Source organism: Labilibaculum filiforme, assembly GCF_002843315.1.
In the GTDB taxonomy this organism is placed as follows: Bacteria; Bacteroidota; Bacteroidia; order Bacteroidales; family Marinifilaceae; genus Labilibaculum; species Labilibaculum filiforme.
In genome coordinates this window covers 137,974-157,476 of record NZ_MVDD01000007.1, presented here as the reverse complement: position 1 = coordinate 157,476, position 19,503 = coordinate 137,974, and the positions used below count along the sequence as shown (strand labels likewise).

At 36.1% G+C, this 19,503-nt stretch carries 14 protein-coding genes; 9 read left to right on the top strand and 5 right to left on the bottom strand.

The window, feature by feature from the left end; translation table 11 throughout:
* The first annotated feature begins 5 nt into the window (after positions 1–5).
* The 4 genes from porW to BZG02_RS11405 all read left to right on the top strand — a co-directional run bounded on the left by porW (position 6) and on the right by BZG02_RS11405 (position 6,978).
* On the top strand, positions 6–3,587 hold the full coding sequence (porW, locus tag BZG02_RS11420) for a type IX secretion system periplasmic lipoprotein PorW/SprE (protein WP_101261565.1): 3,582 nt from the start codon (positions 6–8) through the stop codon (positions 3,585–3,587).
* Between the two features lie 81 nt (positions 3,588–3,668).
* On the top strand, positions 3,669–5,222 hold the full coding sequence (gene porX, locus BZG02_RS11415) for a T9SS response regulator signal transducer PorX (protein ID WP_101261564.1): 1,554 nt from the start codon (positions 3,669–3,671) through the stop codon (positions 5,220–5,222).
* A gap of 26 nt (positions 5,223–5,248) precedes the next feature.
* Complete coding sequence (gene tsaE, locus BZG02_RS11410) at positions 5,249–5,665, top strand: tRNA (adenosine(37)-N6)-threonylcarbamoyltransferase complex ATPase subunit type 1 TsaE (protein WP_101261563.1); 417 nt, start codon at positions 5,249–5,251, stop codon at positions 5,663–5,665.
* A gap of 89 nt (positions 5,666–5,754) precedes the next feature.
* Positions 5,755–6,978 (top strand): alanine dehydrogenase, encoded by a 1,224-nt coding sequence (locus tag BZG02_RS11405; protein ID WP_101261562.1) that lies wholly within the window; start codon positions 5,755–5,757, stop codon positions 6,976–6,978.
* Here the strand turns inward: BZG02_RS11405 and BZG02_RS11400 are convergent.
* Positions 6,944–7,807: an HAD family hydrolase gene (locus tag BZG02_RS11400; RefSeq protein WP_101261561.1), complete on the bottom strand. Its 864-nt coding sequence runs from the start codon at positions 7,805–7,807 to the stop codon at positions 6,944–6,946. The two genes, BZG02_RS11405 and BZG02_RS11400, sit on opposite strands and share 35 nt — an antisense overlap.
* 325 nt (positions 7,808–8,132) lie before the next feature.
* On the opposite strand from BZG02_RS11400, the gene BZG02_RS11395 reads away from it, so the two are divergent.
* From BZG02_RS11395 to BZG02_RS11380, 3 genes are all read left to right on the top strand, one after another.
* Positions 8,133–8,420, top strand: a complete 288-nt coding sequence (locus tag BZG02_RS11395; RefSeq protein ID WP_101261560.1) for a hypothetical protein — start codon at positions 8,133–8,135, stop codon at positions 8,418–8,420.
* A 2-nt stretch (positions 8,421–8,422) separates the two neighbouring features.
* Positions 8,423–8,842: a hypothetical protein gene (locus BZG02_RS11390; protein WP_101261559.1), complete on the top strand. Its 420-nt coding sequence runs from the start codon at positions 8,423–8,425 to the stop codon at positions 8,840–8,842.
* Between the two features lie 497 nt (positions 8,843–9,339).
* On the top strand, positions 9,340–9,531 hold the full coding sequence (locus tag BZG02_RS11380) for a hypothetical protein (RefSeq protein ID WP_101261558.1): 192 nt from the start codon (positions 9,340–9,342) through the stop codon (positions 9,529–9,531).
* A 6-nt stretch (positions 9,532–9,537) separates the two neighbouring features.
* Here BZG02_RS11380 and BZG02_RS11375 read toward each other — a convergent pair whose 3' ends face one another.
* The 4 genes from BZG02_RS11375 to BZG02_RS11360 all read right to left on the bottom strand — a co-directional run bounded on the left by BZG02_RS11375 (position 9,538) and on the right by BZG02_RS11360 (position 15,032).
* On the bottom strand, positions 9,538–9,837 hold the full coding sequence (locus BZG02_RS11375) for a hypothetical protein (RefSeq protein ID WP_101261557.1): 300 nt from the start codon (positions 9,835–9,837) through the stop codon (positions 9,538–9,540).
* A complete protein-coding gene (locus BZG02_RS11370; RefSeq protein ID WP_101261556.1) occupies positions 9,834–10,163 on the bottom strand; it encodes a helix-turn-helix domain-containing protein in 330 nt (109 codons plus the stop codon). Before BZG02_RS11370 ends, BZG02_RS11375 begins: the two co-directional genes overlap by 4 nt.
* Before the next feature lie 267 nt (positions 10,164–10,430).
* Positions 10,431–11,549 carry an MBL fold metallo-hydrolase gene (locus tag BZG02_RS11365; protein ID WP_218972229.1) on the bottom strand — a complete coding sequence of 373 codons (1,119 nt, stop codon included), beginning with the start codon at positions 11,547–11,549 and terminating at the stop codon, positions 10,431–10,433.
* 30 nt (positions 11,550–11,579) lie between these two features.
* Positions 11,580–15,032 carry a hypothetical protein gene (locus BZG02_RS11360; protein WP_143470459.1) on the bottom strand — a complete coding sequence of 1,151 codons (3,453 nt, stop codon included), beginning with the start codon at positions 15,030–15,032 and terminating at the stop codon, positions 11,580–11,582.
* 149 nt (positions 15,033–15,181) lie between these two features.
* Here BZG02_RS11360 and BZG02_RS11355 point away from each other — a divergent pair, with 149 nt between their 5' ends.
* Complete coding sequence (locus BZG02_RS11355; RefSeq protein WP_101261553.1) at positions 15,182–16,405, top strand: 3-deoxy-D-manno-octulosonic acid transferase; 1,224 nt, start codon at positions 15,182–15,184, stop codon at positions 16,403–16,405.
* A 383-nt stretch (positions 16,406–16,788) separates the two neighbouring features.
* Positions 16,789–19,338 carry an adenosylcobalamin-dependent ribonucleoside-diphosphate reductase gene (locus tag BZG02_RS11350; protein ID WP_101261552.1) on the top strand — a complete coding sequence of 850 codons (2,550 nt, stop codon included), beginning with the start codon at positions 16,789–16,791 and terminating at the stop codon, positions 19,336–19,338.
* Positions 19,339–19,503 lie beyond the last annotated feature (165 nt).

Here is a 19,503-nt window from a genome sequence, read left to right as displayed (position 1 = left end):
AAGTCTTGGCCAATAAATTTTTTCAAAAAGGATGTTTAGGTGTTTGTTGTTTACTTTTTGTGTTTGCTTGTTCCAATCAAAAAAACACATTTGTAAGTAGACAATATCATGCATTAACCACACATTACAATGTATATTTTAATGGGAAAGAAAGCCTGAAAAAGGGTGAACAGAAAATTGAAGACGGTATTACAGAGAATTACTCTTTACTTCTTCCGGTTTTTGAATATCAGGATCCCACTGCTCGGGCATTGTCTTTTTCCGAAATGGATAGAACCATAGAGAAAGCTGCTAAGGCAATAAAAATACATTCCATAACACGTAAACCGAAACGTAAAAAAGATAATCAATCCGAAAAATACCGAGAATTTCGAAAAAAGAAAGAATACAACGATTGGATTGATGATTGTTATCTTTTAATTGGGAAAGCAAAATTTTATAAGGGAGAGTATCGAGTAGCGGAAAAAGCATTTGATTTTCTGTTAAAAGAATATCCCGAATCGGAATTAATTCCGGAAGCAAAATTAGGTTTAGCGCGAAGTTTAATAGATAGAGGTGAGTTAATTGCAGGAAACGAGATTTTAGATCGATTGTCGGACGAGCCTAAATTGTCAAAAGATTTTATTCTGCATATTTCTACCTTGCGCGCAAGTACTGCAATTCAGCAAAAAAAATACGAACGAGCAATTGATGAACTGGAACGAGCAATTATTCTAGTAGATTCTAAAGTGAAAAAAGGAAGATACTATTACCTAACAGCACAACTCCAACAAAAGCTCGGAAATGCGGATGCTTCATCGCGAACTTTGCAAAAATTGGTAGATTTAAATGCGTCGTATGAAATGACATTTAATGCAAAAATTAGCAGAGCATTGTCGTACACCGGAAGTGAAAATGGAGCCGAAATTCGTAAAAGTTTACGAAAAATGCTTCGCGATGAAAAGAATAAGGAATACCAAGATCAAATTTATTACGCTCTTGCGGAAATGGACGTGAAAGATGGTAACATGGATGCTGCAATTCCAAACTATTGGGAGTCTACCAGACGAACTGTTTACAATGAAAATCAAAAAGCCATATCCTTCCTAAAGTTAGGAGATTACTACTTCGAAGATTTAAATTATCCAAAATCGCAGATGTGTTACGATAGCTCGATGACTTATTTGGGGAAAGATTATCCCAACTATGCTATTATTTCGGTTCGTATTAGCAATTTGACCGAATTGGTGAATAATTTGAATTTAGTAGAACGAGAGGATAGTCTGCAACGTGTAGCTAACTTGAGTCCTGCGGATAGAGATAAATTGATTCAAGGCATTATTCAGAAAATTAACGATAAGGAAAGAGAACAGAAACTAAAAGAAGCTGAGGCAGTATCCGACAGAGCGTTCTATAGCCAGAATAACATGTTAGGAAACTCAAATAGTTCCAGTTCTAGTTCCAGTACAGGAAACTGGTATTTTTATAATCCTACAAATATTGGCCTTGGAAAATCAGATTTCCAACGTAAATGGGGAAGGCGAAAATTGGAAGATAACTGGAGACGAAAAAATAAATCAGCCTTTAGTATCGAAGATGTTGAATTGGCACTAGAAGACAATACGGGAGCTGCAGCCACAGATCCATCTATTAAAAAGGATCCTAAATCCAAAGATTATTACCTGACCGATTTACCGGTTACAAAAGGGGGAATGGAGAAATCCAATGAACGTATTATGCTGGGATTGTATCAGGCAGCTTTGGTATACGCCGAGAAATTGAATAATTCCGAAAAGGCAATAGAAACCATGGAGATACTTATTCAACGGTTTCCTGAAAATCCTTATCTACTGTCCACTTACTATCACTTATATTCCTTAAATAAAGAGATTGGAAATTTGTCGCAGGCAAATGTTTATAAGAATAAAATATTGAACGACTTTAAGGGGAGTGACTATGCGAAAGCACTTAGCGATCCTAATTTTTTCGCTAAAATTGAAGCAGAAGGCCAAAAGGCCAATCAATTGTACGCTTCGGCTTACGAAGATTTTCAGAATTTTTACTACTTAAGAGTGATAAAAAGTTGTAACGAAGGTCTGCTAAGATATCCGGAAAGCGACTTGCGCCCTCGATTCTTATTTTTACGAGCTTTATGTATTGGACGGACTAAAAATGTATCCCAATTCCGACAATCCTTGGATCAGTTAGTCGATTCGAAACCAACAGCAGAAATTGAAGCCACTGCAAAAGCAATATTAAAAGGTCTCGATGAAGGTGCAATTCCGATGTTGTATACCGAATTAGATATGGAGCAAGCCCGGCAAAATCGTTTGTTAAGAAATTGGCGAATGGAAGGAGAACAGGCAACTGTTAAACTTGCAAAAAAAGAAAAAGAGGTAAAAGAGAAGCCTATTTATAAGTTTGAAGAAAACGAAGAACATTATTTTGTGTTACTGTTTGCAAAGAAAGATGCCGATCCTAACCGAACATTGTTTAATATTTCGAAGTACAATTCGGAGAGCTATAATAATCGGGTTTTTAAAGTGGATAGACTCTCTTTAAATAAGGAGCAAATCATGATTATGGTGAAAGGCTTAAAAGATAAAGGGGATGCTTTGAACTATTTTAATGGAGTAATTACGAATGATAATGCTTTTGCAGGGTTGGAGAATGCAGATTATCGAAATTTTGTAATTTCAACTGCTAATTTTGATGTTTTCAAAGAAAATCAAGACGTTGAAGGTTACCTGGATTTTTATACCAAAAGCTATTTTAATATTAACCGAAATGATAGTAGAACTACTGTTAAAAGGAATGATAAATTAGTCTCGGTAAATTCAAATTTAGATTCTACAAAATTCGAAGTAACCGCTAGTGAAAATCATAAATTTATTCTTTTAGTGCCGGTACGAACAGTAAATGTTGGCAAACTAAGAACAGATATTTATAATCACGATAAAGATTTTACAGTGATAAGAGATCAGTACGATACTGACTTAAATATGATTATTGTAAATAATGTTGGGTCGAAAACCGATGCAATGAATTATTTCAGAAATCTGATAAAAGATGAGTCTGTTTTTGCACAATTAGCGACGGTTGAATATCGTAATTTTGTGATTACAGATGAGAATTTTAATAAGTTTTATATCAATAAAACCTTGTTCCCTTACCTTGATTTCTTCAAAGAAAATTATTTGAACGATGAACAGGCTGTGCTTGAAACACCAAAGGAGGAATTGGTTCAGGAAGGGATTTATACTTACGATGAGGATGTGCCTCATTATTTTGCATTGGTTTATGCTACCGATAATGTGGATACAAAACAATTGCTAAATGGAATTAAGAGGTACAATACAAAAAGTTTAAAGGTAGAAGTTCGCACTTTGGATGAGAATCGGGAAATTCTTTTAGTAACCAACATGCGTAATAAAAAACAAGCGATGATGTATTTCAGAGCAATTGTTACGAACCGCGCTCTTTTCGAACCTATCGAGAAAGTGAACTACCGAAACTTTGTTATTTCTGATGAAAATCTGGACGTATTTATGAACGATGGTGATCCAGCTGTTTATCTCGAATTCTTTAAAAAGTGGTATCTTCAGTAAGTAAAGGGAAATAAAAGGTTTCACTTTGCGTTATCTTTATTACTGGGCCTGAGTGTTTGGTTGAACTAAAAATGAACGTTTGTGAAAGATATTACGATACTTTGGGTGGATGATGAGATTGAGCTGTTGAAACCACATATTATTTTTTTGGAAGGAAAAGGCTACCATGTAAAATCGTGCAATAATGCGCACGATGCAATAGATATGGTTCGCGAGAATCAATTCGATTTGGTTTTGCTGGACGAGAATATGCCTGGTATGAGCGGGTTGGAAGCCTTAGGAGAGATTAAATCTATCGATTCGGCACTTCCAATTGTTATGATTACCAAGAGCGAGGAAGAAGATATTATGGATGAGGCAATCGGAAAGCAAATCTCCGATTACTTAATAAAACCTGTAAATCCGAAGCAAATATTGCTTACCATTAAAAAGCAAATCGATAAAAAAAGATTGGTTTCCGAAAAAACTACCATAGCTTATCAATCACGATTCGGACAATTGGGAATGGAGATTAACGATTGTCGCGATTTTACCGATTGGATGAAAATGTATCGGAAGTTGGTGTTTTGGGAACTAGAACTTGCCAATATCGAGGAGTCGGGAATGGACGAGATTTTGCGAATGCAAAAGAACGAAGCCAACAATTTGTTTGCCCGATTTATTAAAAAGAATTATTTAGAATGGTTAGAACCGGGCAATACCGATAAACCACTTCTAACTCCTGCCGTTTTTAAAGAAAAGGTGTACCCATTGCTCGATAAAGGACAAAAAGTAGCCTTTATTTTGATTGATAATCTTCGTTACGATCAATGGCAAATGCTCTATCCGGTAATAAATAATTACTACTCGGTGGTAGATGATGATATGTACTATTCCATTCTACCAACAGCAACACAATATGCTCGGAACTCCATGTTTTCGGGTTTAATGCCTTTGGATATCCAAAAGAAACATCCAAGCCATTGGATACATGAGGATGAGGAATCGAGTAAAAATATTCACGAAGAAGAGTTTATTGGTTTTCAGTTTAAAAGAGATTACAAGGACTTTAGTTACCATTACGAAAAAATAAACAACGAAAAAATGGGCGCTAAAGTAATGGAGAATATCAGCTCTATTTTGGAATCTCAGTTGAGCGTTTTTGTGTATAATTTTGTGGATATGCTCTCACATGCGCGTACCGAAAGCGATATGATTCGCGATTTAGCTCCCGATGAGGCTGCTTATCGTTCTTTAACACTTTCCTGGTTCGAGCATTCCATGTTATTGGAATTAATTAAAAAGTTAGCTGAAAAGAATATAAAACTGATTATTACCACCGATCATGGTTCTATTCGGGTTCAAAATGCCGTAAAAGTAATTGGTGATAGACAAACCAATGCTAATTTGCGATATAAAATGGGTAAGAATCTGAATTATAACCCCAAACATGTTTTTGAGGTAACCGATCCGCGAAAAGCATTACTCCCTCAGGTAAATGTAAGTTCTTCTTATATCTTTGCATTCGGCGAGGATTTTTTGGCTTATCCTAATAACTTTAATTATTACAGTTCCTATTATCGAAATACTTTTCAGCATGGAGGGATTTCGCTCGAGGAAGTTTTAATTCCATTAGTGACACTAAATCCGCGCTAACAATTATATATCAATAGTTTGCAGAAATGAGTGTGTTAAAAATTAATTCGCTGAAAGAGATTAATGCTGTCGCAAAAAAATTTCTTTCCTTAGTGGGAAATAAACGTGTATTTGCTCTTTATGGAGCAATGGGTGTAGGGAAAACTACCTTTGTAAAAGCAATTTGCGAGGCAATGGGAGTCGAAGATACCATCAATAGTCCTACCTTTTCAATAGTGAACGAATATCATACTTCTAAAGAGGAAATTATTTACCATTTCGATTTTTATCGGATTGAGGATGTAAAAGAGGCTTATGATTTTGGTTACGAGGATTATTTTTACGGCAACGCAATGTGTTTTATTGAATGGCCCGAAAAAATTGAATCTATTTTACCTTCAGATGCGGTGGAGGTTCTTTTTCAGGAAGAAAAGAATGGTAGTCGCACAATTACAATTCGCTAAGTAAGGAAGATGCATAATAGTAAAAAAATGTTTAAATTGTAGATTCGTTATACTTGTTATAATCTTCTTTAACATTACAATTTTTGCATATGGCGCCACTAAGTCAAGGATCGAGAAATTTTCCGATTGGGCATAAGATCTATCAGCCTAAAGAGGAAATGTTGGAAATTGAACGCCGACGTAAACAACTAGCCATTGGTATTCCACGAGAAGATGGGAAAGGTGAAAACCGAATTTGCTTAACACCTCAATCTGTTGAAGTGTTAGTGAATAATGGCCACGATGTGATGATAGAGCGTGGGGCCGGACTTGCATCTAATTACACCGATAAAGAATACAGCGAAAATGGAGCTCAGATCGTGAATGCGAAGAGTGAGATTTATCAGTGTGATGTGGTAATGCAGGTATCCCCTTTTTCCAGTGCAGAAATTGATATGCTTCGTGGAAATCAAATCCTATTTTCGGCACTTCAAATTAAAAGTCAGTGTTGCGAAAATATCCGCAAATTAATGCAAAAGAAGGTTACCGCCATTGCCATGGAATTGGTGAAAGATGAGAATAATTTTTTCCCAGTTGTTCGGTCGATGTCCGAAATTGCAGGTATTTCGGCAGTAATGATTGCCGGAGAATACCTAAGTAAAGCGCATGGTGGAAAAGGTGTGATGCTAGGTGGAATTACAGGAATAACTCCTACCGAAGTAATTGTGCTAGGTGCCGGAACTGCTTCGGAATATGCCACTAGAGCAGCCATGGGATTAGGTGCTATGGTAAAAGTTTTTGACGATTCTATTTACCGTTTACGACGATTAGAAGATCATCTGGGACATCGTGTTTTTACCTCTATTTTTCATCCTCATGTACTCGAAAAAGCTTTGGCTTCGGCTGATGTAGTAATTGGAGCATTGCGTTACGAAAAAAATGTAAGTGGTTTTATTGTTACCGAAGATATGGTTGCCAAAATGAAACCTGGTTCCATAATTATCGACCTGAGTATCGATCAGGGAGGTTGTTTCGAAACTTCGATGATGACTACCCATAAAGATCCGGTGTTTAAAAAGCATGGTGTTTTGCATTACTGCGTTCCCAATGTACCTTCGCACGTATCTCGAACTGCCTCTTTGGCCTTAAGCAATATATGTTCGCCTTTGTTACTGCAAATTGGAAATAATGGAGGTGTGCATCAGTTTATTAAGCGAGATATTGGCTTACGTCATGGAACTTATATTTATCGGGGAATTCTAACCAATCGTCGATTGGGAGACTCATTTGGTATTTTGGCTAAAGACATCGATTTGTTGCTTGCTGCGATGTAGTTTGTGTTTTCAATATCTGTTTAACTGCTTTGGCAAATCCATCTTCCGAAACGCTATCGGTTACCTGATATTTGGTTTGTAATTCTTTGGGAGCATTGGCAACAACAAAACTGTGTGTGGCCCATTCCAATAAATCAATGTCGTTGTAATCATTTCCTATTGCAAACGATTCGGTGTTCGAGATTCCTAATTTATTGCAAAGCCATTGGCATCCAAGTCCTTTTGAAATGTGAATCGGGAAAATTTCCATCCAAATAGATTCATGATCCAGAGGCGAGGTAGCTCGAATAATCTTGATATCGGTAAATTTTGCTTTTAACTCCTCAAACCAAGCTACTTTATTGGGAAGTATGGCCAAAAGCTGACAAGCATCTCGCCGGGTATCTTCGAGTTTACCAACAGGCGTTGCAAATTGCTTGTAAAGAGTCAATCTTCTATCAAAATCTAAATTTTTGTTTCCACTTTGGTAGTACCAAAATTGATGATTTAAAGGGATAGGGTCATGAATCATAAAATCAATTTTATGATCGATTAAAATCTTCGATAATTCTAATACTTCCTCTGCTTTAATGTGTTGCGAGTAAATTAGTTCTTTTGTATTCCACTGCACAATGCCTGCTCCCGATGAAAAAATCAAATAATCAATCGGAAAATCTTCAGCCAACACCGCCATGGCAGAATAAAGACTTCTTCCTGTAGCAATTACCCTAACAATATTTTTATCAGTCAGATTCACCAAAGTATCGTAATTAATTTTGCTGATACTGCCCTGCGAAGGAAGCAAAGTTCCATCTAAATCAGTAACTACGATTTTTATTTTTGATGTCATAAAAGAGAAATTAGGTGTGTACCAAATTTACAGATTAAGTATGACAATTCGATGATAGATGATATTTAATATAAAATATCTCTTGACATTAACTTACTTATCAGGATAAGATGTAAGATATATTTATCGTGATTTTATAAATTATTGTTACATTCGGCTTTCTCACTTGCGAGTAGTTTTGTGCCTGATTATTACAAATACAGTAGTGCAAAAAATTATGCTGGAGAAGTAGGACAGGTTCCAGTTGAATTATTGTAGGTAATTAACTGCTACGCAGAACACGAGCTACAAGCTCGCGCTAGCGGGGGTTGCAAAAGAAAACGATGTGATTTACTCTTGGATTTATCCAAAACGAGGCACAGCAGATGTGTTTGACCAAAATAATGTAGGGCAATATTTTACATATGACAAAAATTTAACGCCTGATGTTTTGGGAATCCCTGCGGGTAACCGTATTCAACGAAAGTTTAGGGTAAAAGGTGATATGGAATATCTAAAATCTACAGCATCAGATATTACATGGCGTGGCAATACGGATGTATATACAGGTGGTGGGGAGCAATTTTATATACCTGATGCAAAAGGTATGACGAACTTAGAACTGATTGAATAGAAATGAAATCATTTAAAGAATTTATTGATAGGTTTAAGGAAGTTATTACTTTACAAGAAGTAAAAGCTGTTCTTGATTTAATTGTGTCGGAAGATATATCTTTTGAAAAGATGCCGTTTTTTACCAATTCCTTAACAGGTAACTTTGCAACATCTTTAACTATAATGTCTGATGCAAGAGGGTTGATTCTTGAATTTTATAATTTGGTTGATAAAGAAGGATTCTTGAATTATTTAGATAATGAGATGTTATATAAAACGACTATTGACCAAACCTCAAGAGATAATATTTACCTTACAGTTTTTGAACCTAAATTTAATAAAGGGTTTTCTAAGATTGAATTAATATCAAGAGAAGAACTTGAGCCTAATAATATTCAAATGGAAGAAGTTGAAGCTGTAAGCATTTTAATTAACCATTAAAGATATAGCCTCGTTAATTTAAGCAGTTCGTCAAATTATTTATCGTAAATGGAATGATGTTAAGCTATATAGCCTTTAATTTAGCAGCTTTAATAAGATTGTCCCCTGCTAGCGCGAGCTTGTAGCTCGTGTTCTGCGAATGCAGTAATGCTTTAAATGTTCCAATATGAGGAATAATATTAAGTTAATTGAATTTTATTTATCTTAGGCTGACAATTAAATTTTAATAGGATTTGAGCCGAAAATATAAGTTTCAATAATCCTGTGGAAGCAGGTTTTGTAGAAGAGGCTCATCACTGGAAATACAGTAGTGCAAAAAATTATGCTGGAGAAGTAGGACAGGTTCCAGTTGAATTATTGTAGGTAAAACTGCTACGCAGAACACGAGCTACAAGCTCGCGCTAGCGGGGGAAACTTCCGGGGGAATAAACCTTCTGAATAAACCAGACCATTATTATGATGCTTCAACTTGGTGGACTGCTTATAATAAACCATGGTTGAATAATGCTATAGAAAGGGGAGATGATATTTATTTAGCAACTATTCCTCAAAAAGCGGATGATATATTTGATGCAACAGAAAAATTAGATGGAGCATTTGCTGAAGAATTAAATCTTTTAGTGTCTAAAAATTACAAACCAAAAAATTTAAATGATAGTGAATGGAGTAATATAAAATCGTGGTTTTAATATAAATCAGAAATAATCTTTAAAATCTCTATCGATAGTAAAGTCAATGTATTTATCAAGTGTTTGGATAAATTTGGAAAGTTCAAATTTATCCTTAATTACTTGTTCTCCATTAGCTGTAATAATATGAATAGGCATTTGTTCTAAATATTGTAGAATGCCTTTTATTTTTCCAACACCCGTTGCATTACCAGAGGCTACTTGTAGAGCATGAATAATGTCATTAATATCTTCGATTAATAGTTCGGCATTGTTTTGCAAGCGTTCAATCATTAGCTTTTTTTGTTGTTCTTGAACGTAACTCATAAATAAGCTTGTTTGGTTTTTACATCTCTAAGGAAAGCATCCAGAACGGCAAATAGGTGAGATTTGTCTTCGGGGTTCAGTTGTTCTATGCTTTTAATGCGGTTTACAGTCTGTTTATCGAAGCTGGAACCTGCCTCATCCATAAGGTAATCAAGGGTAACATTAAAAGTATCCGCAATTTTTTTAGCTGTTTCTACGGAAGGGACGGCTTCATTTCTTTCATATTTACTAATAGCTTCTCTTGAAGCATCAATATTTTTTGCCAGTTCTGTTTGAGACCAGTCTTTTTGCTTTCGAAGCTCGGTAATCCTATCGCCTAAGGTCATTATATATATCTTTAGAGTATTGAAGTTTACTGTTATTTGCAAATTTAGTCAATAATTGTTTACAATAAAAAACTTCAATGCCTTGCGTGTTTGAGAATGAAAGTTTACTTCTGTTCCTGATAGTTGACTCCTGCTAGCTCGCGCTCAATGTCATTAAGTTAAGGTTTTTTTACAATGTATTTCTTTGGTTTTTAGCCCCCTTTGGACTTGCTCTATTTCTATATTTATCCTTATGCCTTTTAAAACTTCGGTTGGGTCTTATTGGAATTAGTTAACCCCAACCCACCATTCTGAAAATACTTGAGTACTGTCTTTTAGGTTTACTTTCTCGCCAATAATAGGAGTCAGTAGATTTTGTTTAGCCTCCTCATTTAATTTCGTGATCTCTTTTAAAGGTTCATCCCAGGCATGGTTGGCTAGCTTAAATTTAGAGGAATGTACAGGGAAAACTCGTTTCGCATTTAAGTCTTTGGCTGCCTTTAAAACTTCATTTGGCATCATGTGAATGTACTTCCATTTTTTATCGTATTGTCCATTTTCTAAAATCACCAAATCGAATGTGCCAAATTTCTTTCCAATTTCGGCAAAGTGTTTTCCATAACCACTATCGCCACCTAAATACACTTGCATGCTTGGTGTTTTAAGTACGTAAGCCATCCAAAGCGCTTTGTTTCTGCTTAATCCTCGGCCCGAAAAATGTCTGCTGGTTACTGTATTTACAACAAAACCATCATCTAAAATGAGTTCTTCGTTCCAATCTTTTTCAATCACTTTATTGGTATCGTAGCCCCAGTATTCGAAATGTTGTCCTGTACCCAAGCCACAAATAACCTTTTTTACCTTTTTATTTAGAGCTAGTAAAGTTTGGTGATCCATATGATCCCAATGATCGTGGGTTATGAATAGATAATCAATCTGCCCAAAGTCATCAGGAGTATATCTATCGGTTCCTGCAAAAGCCATAATGTTATTTGGTATTGGCGAGGAGGAACCACAAAAAACAGGATCTACCAAAATTTTCTTTCCATCCAACTGCATGTAGTAAGAGGAGTGTCCAAACCAAATAAGAACATTTTCTTCAGGATCAAGATCAGCAATTCTCGTTTTTTGAGATGGTATTTTATCTGTAGGAGTTGTTCTTTCGTGTTTCACAAAAAGAAATTCGTATAAAACAGAAAAAAAACCATAGCCTTCGGTTAAATCAGGAGTATGTTCTATGTTCTGAAATTGTCCATTTTTGTAATTTGGCGATTGTTTGATTATTTCTAAACGTTCCCCTTTAGGCAACTGTCCAAATTTTGATTGTTGTAGAAATGCAAAAACAATTATTGCAAGAGTTATAAGTAGGGATAAAGCTATAATCATTATTCGTTTTATTTTTTTCATTTGGTATAATAATCTTTTGGAAGACTAAAGTTAAAAATAAGCGCGTACTTCCATGCTGCCCACATGAATTGTTTTGCCTCCTTCGCTATTTCTGCCGTTGTACGAAACGCTCAATTGAAAAATATTCGATAGCTGTTGGTTGTAGCCAAGGCTCCAGGTTGTGTTGTTGCCGGGTAAAAAACCTTCGAGCATTTCATAGGCTATCGAGCTGTTCGATTCTGCGTTAAAATCAACCATCAAAAAGTTAACGGTTGCCATTAATTTGCCGGTTTTTACCAAAGAATACTGGCAATCGGCTCCTATATTGTGTGTGCTCGATTTTTCTGTGGCTAAATCGTTTTCTTTGCTGTTGTAAGTGTAGCTTAATCCGAATTGAAAATTAAGCGTAGGTTGAAATTGAAGTTTTAGTTCGTTCTTAATTTCCTGCAAAGAGTAATTTTTATCCGTAAACGATTCGTTATTTAGGTTTTTCTCTCCCAAATCAATACGATTGCTCAATTGGTTCGAATCTCCAATTTTCCACTGAAAGCGAAAGCCATTCTGCATAAATTTTCGGCGCTCGAAACCTTGTGTAAGCAGTTGCTTTCCGTTGCTGCTTAAATGAATAAGGTCCCAATTGGTTTTCGATTTGGGTTTTCGGTACGACAAGGTATTCTGAAAACTCGAATTAATGGTAATCAGATTTTCATTGGAGGCATGAGCCAAGAAAGGATTCGCGTACAGATCAAAATCATTCTTTAAACTCTTTTTCGAAATGCGGTAGGCAAATCGGTTGCTAAATCGTTTCAAAAAAGAAATTAAATCGCCTTTCGCTTTTAATTGTGCCAAGCGCAAATAAAAAGTCTGTCGGAATTCGCTGGTAAATACTTTCTGATAGTTCGTCGTGTTGGTGCTTACGCGAATGTAATTGGCTTCGTCTTTAAAGCTTGCCACCTCAAATTCGTTAATTTCTTTTACTTCATTTGCGTTGTAGTCTGTCCACCGATAAATTCCTTGTCCCTCGTTTACCTCTACAAAAGAAAATTCTTTTTCGCTCTCTAAGCCCGATCCCAGTTCGTAGTAGGTCGAAGTTTGCAACAAGCCTTTTTTAATACGCGCCTGATGTTCCAATTTTCCCAAAAAAGTATTTTCGGGTTTTTCGTCGGTATAGCTATCATCCAATATGGATAGTTTTCGGTAAACAGTTTCTAATTTTAGCTGATTGTTTCGGTTCTTTTTTAACCAGATTTGCGCTCCAAAATCTTGCGATTCACTTTGCGCTTTCAGATCCCTTTCAAAGGGCAGTAAATCTTTTCTTTTCTGATAATAGGCCTGAAATTGGTTGTTCGAGGAGTCTCTGTTGCTAATATATGCCTTGTAGGAATAAAAGGAAGCGCTATTTTGCAAAAGATCCCGACTGTTTTTGTTTTTCCATTGGTTGTTTTCATTTTCGGTTTGCAAACCAATTTTCGCAAAGCCAAGTGCATACGATGTATTGAGTAGGTGTCGGTAGAATTTTGTTTCCACATTTTCCTGATCGGTAGATAAAGAATTTCCCGTAAAATTAATAGAAACACGCTTTTTGGCGAACTGTAAATTTAAAGCATGATTGTTTCCCTGATAATCGCTGTCTTTCTTCAGAATTGAAAATTCGTATCCAGCTTGTCCCCAATTTTGGTTCGAGAAAATATTGCTTAGCGAATAAAAGTTTTCGTTAGCATCCGTAAAGTCATCCTGCAAATTCCAGTCCCGTATAAATTCTGCCGATCGGAATGGTTCTATCTCCGAAAAGTTTTTCTGGATATGATGAAAATCCAGTGTGGTTTCCAAGTGCTTTAGTGTATCTGCGAAAGGCATATTTTTTCGCATCGAAAAATCAAAGGCAATCCCCTGATTATTGCTATCATCAATCGACGAAAATGTGTTCAGATCACGATTACTCAAAGCCAATTCGAATTTTGAATTCAGGTTTTCACTTAAGTTTACATCTCCGCCAAAGGAATATAATTGTTGCTTTTGTGGCGCGACTAATTGTACAATTGGCTCAAATTCCCCTTGCGGAACTCCGTTTACCGGATCCATCCATTGGTAAACACGACCATTGGCAACACCATTCGCCAGCTGATAATTTCCCTTATTTATTCCTGCATACGAAAAAGTGGCTCGGTAAATGGCACTATCAACATTGGTAGAGTATTGGTAAATCTCGTACTCAACGTTCTCTATGCTTCGCTTGATTTTTTTATACAAAACAAAGTCGTTCGAATATTCAACTTCCTCAATGTTTGCAACCTTTGCTAGTTCTAGTTTATCTCCAATAGTACTAAGCAACAGCTTGTTTTCGTCGCTTAAAGATTGATCGATGGACTGATTTTTACTATCCTGTTCGTGATAGAAATTGAACCAGAATTTTCCAGTTCTGGTTTTTAGTTCGTTGCTGTTAAAAAGGAGGTATCTCGAATAGTTTTCTTCGGAGTACTCAAATTCAATTATAATTCTAGAGTTTCGTGTAATTGGTTGTTTTGTAGTGAAGCTAAGTTCGGCAGTATTGTAATTAATTACGTAATCGTTTTGTTCTCCTCTGCTCAAGAGCTTTCCATCTACAAACACTTTTTCGGTACCAGCCAAAACAATAATATAGCTTTCGTTGTTGGCGCCAATTAATCGGTAAGGTCCTTGAATTCCCTCCGAACCTTGCAGTTCCATTCTATTAAATTTTCCTTTGGCAATGGAAGCACTAATGGTCGATTTCAGTTCGGTTTTGCTCTTTTTTCCCTTTGCTAATAAGCCAGAGAATTTACCTCCCTGTACTTTTTTGTAAAAGCGCATGAATTTTCCGGTGGGACTTTGTAGCTCATAGTCGCCCAAAGTGAGTTCCTTGGTGTCGTCGTATAATTGAATGTAGATGCGATCAAAATCATTTATGGTTTGCGTGTTTCCGTCGGGTTGAATGGGAATGTTATTATCCGAAATGGCCGCCAAAATACTCACTTCGTTGGTCAACTTTCCGGATAATTGCAAGTTCAGGTTCGAATTCACCACTACATCCTGATTGTTGCCATAGGAAATGCCTCGAGTATAATTGCCTTGTTTTTCCAGTTGGTCGCCCGAAAATACATCTCTGCTTTTGTGCGAAGGACTAATGGCAAAGGTATTGGGACGATTGCTGCCCGATAGTTTTAGTTGCGATAAATCTCGATTGTATTTGGGCTGTTTTATATTGTAATCGAATACTCGGTATTCAATTTTAATTGATTCTCCCTTTTCTTTTAGTTCCTGCGAAGGAATAAAGCTTCCCTTTCCTACATTAATCTGATACCAATCTTTGTTTACTAGTTCATTTTGCTGATAAACTTTTACGGTTCCTGGTAAAATTAATAGCGAATCCAAAGGAATTGTATCCCGATTTAAATACAGAATTTTGCTTCTTAAATTGCTTTGAGTCTGACCAAGCACTTTAAAACCAGATAAAATCAGCAATATGAAGAGGAGTTGAAATCTCAAGTGATTAATGTATCTATTTTAGTTATCGGTTCAAGTTTGTAAAAATGAAATCGCTTGATCTTAAAACGAATTCCTACCCCTAAAATTATTAGTTTTGCAGAGAATAAATATAAGGAAGCTATTCCGGTTAACAGTAATAAATTTCAAATATGGTTCTCTTTTATAATCTTTCGATACGATTTTATGTTTTTGTAGTGCGAATTGCTGCTTTTTTTAACCCAAAAGCAAAACAATGGGTCGATGGCAGAAAGAATTTACTTTCCAATATAGCTGCCGCAGTAAAAGGGGAAGAAAATTTAGTTTGGTTTCACTCTGCATCTTTGGGCGAGTTTGAGCAAGGTCGTCCGGTAATCGAAAAATTTAAAGAGGAGCATCCCGAATATAAAATCGTACTCACATTCTTTTCTCCATCGGGTTACGAAGTTCGTAAGAATTACGCTGGCGCGGATTTTATTTTCTACCTACCACCCGATTTTCCTTCGCACGCAAAACGCTTTGTCGATATTGTAAATCCAAAAATGGCCTTCTTTATTAAATATGAATTCTGGCATCATTATTTAAAGGAATTGAAAAATAGAAAGGTTCCTACTTATATATTTTCTACTATTTTTCGATCGAACCAACTATTTTTTAAGCCTTGGGGGGGATTTTACAGAGGAATGCTTACTGCTTTCACACATCTTTTTGTGCAAAACCAAGAATCCGCAGATTTGCTAAATAGTATCGGATTAAAAAATGTTTCGATTGCCGGGGATACCCGTTTCGATAGAGTATATTCTATTGCGACAGGTTCAAAAACTTTAGCAGAAGTGGAGGGGTTTAGTCAAGGACGATTGGTGTTGATTGCCGGAAGCACTTGGCCAAAAGATGAGGAATTTTTAATTAATTACATCAATACCTCTAAAAATAACTATAAATACATTATTGCAGCTCACGAGGTAGATGAAAGTCATATAAAAAATATCGTGGCACAAATTCAAAAGCCTTGGGTGCGATTTACAGGAGCTGCAAAAGCTGAAATTGAAGCCGCCGAAGTATTGGTGATTGATTGTATTGGAGTACTTTCTTCCTTGTACCGTTATGGTGATGTATCCTATATTGGTGGTGGTTTTGGTCGTGGAATTCACAATACTTTAGAGGCTGCAACCTTCGGATTACCCATTATTTTTGGTCCTAATTACCATAAATTTCAGGAAGCAAAAGATCTAATTGAATTGGGCGCTTCGTATTCTTATGAAAAGTATGAGGATTTGAGGCTATTATTGGATAATTACTTCGAAAATGAAAAAAAGAGACAGTTTTCTGGTGAAAAATCAAAAAATTACGTCGATTCAAAACGAGGAGCTAGTGCTCAAATACTTTCCATAATTTAGTTATTTTCTAAGGGTATATTTAGTTTGAATTTTAAAAACTCAATGTTTATTGAGGGTGCCACGTTTTGATATTATTCTTTTTATTAATGGTGGTTTTTTGGTGACTAATGCGCTTGTAGATATCAATTGGTTTTCTATGTAGCCCTACTCATTATTTTCTTTTTGGAAAACTTTTCACTTTTTTCGAAAAGTTAACTCGCTCAATAGTAGAATACTAACATAAATTTGTGGATAACTTTATTTCAAAGTGTAATTTTATTATTGTTCGGTGTTGTCAAGTTCCGTACCTTGCATACTACAAAATTCGGCCTGTTGGAAAAGGTCAAATTGTTGGTAATGAAGCAATGAAACTTATATATTAACCACCCTTTTTTACGATCGTAATGGAAGTACAGGAGCAGAAGCAACAAGTAAAGGAAATGAATGAAACTTTCAATCCCGAAGAGGCATTTCAGGCAACTTTCAAATATTTTAATGGAGATGAACTTGCCGCGCGTGTTTGGTTAAACAAATACGCATTGAAAGACTCTTACGGAAATATTTATGAAAAGACTCCAGATGATATGCATCGACGAATTGCATCAGAAATTGCAAGAGTCGAGAAAAACTACCCAAACCCACTTAGCGAAGAGGAAATTTTCGCAGTACTAAAAGATTTTAAATACATCGTGCCGCAAGGAAGTCCTATGTCTGGAATTGGAAACAGATTTCAGGTTGCATCCTTATCGAACTGTTTTGTTATTGGCAATGATGGTGATTCCGATTCCTATGGTGGGATTATGAAGATCGATCAGGAGCAGGTACAACTAATGAAACGAAGAGGTGGTGTAGGTCACGATCTTTCTCATATTCGTCCAAAAGGATCGCCAGTTAAGAATTCTGCATTAACTTCGACCGGTATTGTACCTTTTATGGAGCGTTACTCCAATTCAACTCGCGAGGTTGCTCAAGATGGTCGTAGAGGTGCTTTAATGTTAAGTGTTTCTGTTCGCCATCCTGATTCGGAAGATTTTATTGATGCTAAAATGGAACAAGGCAAAGTTACAGGAGCTAATGTTTCGGTAAAAATGCACGATGAGTTTATGCAAGCGGTGGTAGATGGTACTGAATTTACACAGCAATATCCTATAAATTCAAAAAATCCTAGCTATAGTAAAAGTATTGATGCTGGTAAACTTTGGGGTAAGATTGTACACAATGCATGGAAATCAGCAGAACCAGGAATTTTATTTTGGGATACTATTGAAAGAGAATCGGTTCCCGATTGTTATGCCGATTTAGGTTATAGAACTGTTTCAACGAATCCTTGTGGCGAAATTCCATTGTGTCCCTACGATAGCTGTCGTTTATTGGCGATCAACTTGTATAGTTATGTGGAAAATCCGTTTACCGAAAAAGCAACATTTAATTTCGAGCTATTTGGCAAACATGTAGCCATGGCACAACGAATGATGGATGATATCATCGATCTGGAATTGGAGAAAATTGATGCAATTCTTGAAAAAATTGATGAAGATCCTGAAGGTGGCGAAATTAAAAGAGTGGAGCGTAATCTTTGGACAAATATTCGTAAAAAAGCAGAAGAAGGAAGAAGAACTGGTGTTGGAATTACTGCTGAAGGAGATATGCTTGCAGGTTTAAACTTACGTTATGGAACCGACGAGGCAATCGACTTTTCAGTAGAAGTTCATAAAACAATTGCGGTCGAAGCTTATCGTTCGTCGGTGTATATGGCAAAAGACCGCGGTGCTTTTGAAATTTACGATAAGGAACGTGAACTGAAGAATCCATTTATTTTACGTTTGAAAAACGCAGATGAAAGTCTTTACAAAGAAATGGTGAAATATGGTCGACGCAACATTGCTTGTTTAACCATTGCACCAACAGGAACTACTAGTTTAATGACTCAAACTACTTCTGGTATCGAGCCGGTATTTATGCCAGTTTATAAAAGAAGAAGAAAAGTAAATCCTAACGATAAAAATGTGCGTGTTGATTTCGTGGATGAAATTGGCGATAGCTGGGAAGAGTTTGTGGTATTCCATCATAAATTTGTAACCTGGATGGAAGCCAATGGAATTAATGCAGCTCAACATTTTACGAATGAAGAGATTGAAGCATTAGTAAAAAAATCGCCTTACTATAAAGCTACTTCCAATGATGTGGACTGGTTACAGAAAGTTCGTATGCAAGGAAAAGTGCAAAAATGGGTGGATCATTCAATTAGTGTAACCGTTAATCTACCAAATGATGTGCCTGAATCTCTTGTAGGCGAATTGTACATTGAAGCGTGGAAGAGTGGATGTAAAGGTTGTACTGTTTATCGAGATGGTTCTCGTTCAGGGGTTTTACTTTCGAACGATACCAAAGAGGAAAAAACAGGAATGCCAGAAAAACGTCCTGAAGAATTGGAGGCAGAAGTAGTTCGTTTCCAAAACAACAAGGAAAAGTGGATTGCATTTATTGGCTTGTATAATGGACAACCATACGAGGTATTTACTGGTATTGTTGACGATGATGAAGGTATCTTATTGCCTAAATCCGTAAATAAGGGAGTTATTATTAAAAGAAAAGAAGAGGACGGAAGTTCTCGTTATGACTTCCAATTTTGCAATAAACGCGGTTTTAAAACAACTTTTGAAGGATTATCCTATAAATTCGATAAAGAATTCTGGAACTATGCCAAGCTAATTTCTGGTGTGCTACGTCACGGAATGCCAATTGAGGGAGTTGTGAACTTAGTTGCTGGTTTGCAGTTGGATAGTGAGAATATTAATACCTGGAAGAATGGAGTGGAGCGTGCGCTTAAAAAATACATTCCAAATGGTACCAAAGTAAAAGGTGGAATTTGTAATAGTTGTGGGTCTGAACATATTATTTACCAAGAAGGATGTTTGATTTGTCAGTCTTGCGGGACCTCAAAATGTGGATAATACACCTATCATAATCAGCACTTAAAAATGGGAAACTTCTATAGAAGTTTCCCATTTTTCATTTTAGTTTGATTTTAAAGGATACATAGTTACGCCTAAAACCTACATAGTTACTCAACTGTTTAACTAAAGTTATATATCTTTGGAAATTCTTTTTTGTGTTAT

Coding starts and splice junctions, on each gene's coding strand:
- BZG02_RS11365 (WP_218972229.1), bottom strand. CDS start 11,549: ATGAAAAAAATAAAACGAATAATGATTATAGCTTTATCCCTACTTATA.
- BZG02_RS11390 (WP_101261559.1), top strand. CDS start 8,423: ATGAAATCATTTAAAGAATTTATTGATAGGTTTAAGGAAGTTATTACT.
- tsaE (WP_101261563.1), top strand. CDS start 5,249: ATGAGTGTGTTAAAAATTAATTCGCTGAAAGAGATTAATGCTGTCGCA.
- BZG02_RS11400 (WP_101261561.1), bottom strand. CDS start 7,807: ATGACATCAAAAATAAAAATCGTAGTTACTGATTTAGATGGAACTTTG.
- BZG02_RS11355 (WP_101261553.1), top strand. CDS start 15,182: ATGGTTCTCTTTTATAATCTTTCGATACGATTTTATGTTTTTGTAGTG.
- BZG02_RS11405 (WP_101261562.1), top strand. CDS start 5,755: ATGGCGCCACTAAGTCAAGGATCGAGAAATTTTCCGATTGGGCATAAG.
- BZG02_RS11370 (WP_101261556.1), bottom strand. CDS start 10,163: ATGACCTTAGGCGATAGGATTACCGAGCTTCGAAAGCAAAAAGACTGG.
- BZG02_RS11350 (WP_101261552.1), top strand. CDS start 16,789: ATGGAAGTACAGGAGCAGAAGCAACAAGTAAAGGAAATGAATGAAACT.
- BZG02_RS11375 (WP_101261557.1), bottom strand. CDS start 9,837: ATGAGTTACGTTCAAGAACAACAAAAAAAGCTAATGATTGAACGCTTG.